Source organism: Psychrobacter sp. 1U2, from assembly GCF_051847575.1.
Genome location: NZ_JBPYDC010000732.1, coordinates 1 through 869, shown reverse-complemented (window position 1 = coordinate 869; position 869 = coordinate 1). Strand labels below are relative to the sequence as shown.

The 869-nt window shown below is 42.3% G+C and carries 1 protein-coding gene; it reads right to left on the bottom strand.

The annotated features are described in order from the left end of the window. Nucleotides 1–542 (bottom strand): hydroxymethylbilane synthase (hemC, locus tag ACS8FD_RS18385; protein WP_439276909.1); only part of this gene is annotated, 542 nt, incomplete at its 3' end. Between the last annotated feature and the right edge of the window lie 327 nt (nt 543–869).

Below are 869 nucleotides of genomic sequence, written 5' to 3'. Positions count from 1 at the left end.
TGTAGGCCACTGGTAGCCAAGATAATGGCATCATAATCGCCTGCATCAAGCTTACCTAACCGCGTGCCGACGTTACCGCGCAACGTTTTGATTTGTAAATCTGGACGATAGGCTTTGATCTGACATTGACGACGCAAACTTGCAGTACCGACAATCGCGCCTTGTGGTAGCTCCTCAATACTATCATAAGTATTGGAAACAAAGGCATCGGTTGGGGCTTCACGTTTGCAATAAACGCCCAAGGTAAGTCCTTCAGGTAACTGCATAGGAACATCTTTTAATGAATGTACCGCAATATCTGCCTGCCCATCGTATAGGGCTTGTTCTAACTCTTTGACAAATAAGCCTTTACCGCCTATTTTTGCCAGTGGTGTATCTAAAATCTTGTCACCTTTAGTGACGATTTTTAGTAGATTAATAGTCAACTCTGGATAAAGCTTCAGCAATCGATCGCGTATATGCTCTGCTTGCCAGAGGGCAAGAGGGCTTTGGCGGGTAGCAATATTCAAGGTAGGTAAATCAGATAGCGGTGTGGTACTCATGATAAGCCTCAAAATTGTTAGTACTAGATTGTTGATACTAGGTCTGATGCGTCAGTAGGTCTGATGCTTGCAAGCCTTTAATAGGTAAGTATTTTTATCTGACGCAAAAAAAATACCCCTATTTAAGCATAAATAAGGGCATGAAGATATGACTGAGATATTTTGGTTGTTACTAACTATTTAGGACGTGCTCATTATAACGTAATGGGCCTTTAGCAATCGATAATGCATACATCCTAATCGTTTTATGATTAGCGCCAGCGATCACATACTTTGGATTTTTTCTCGTAGCGCTGGCAGATGTCGGCGGCTAACTGAGAGTGTCTC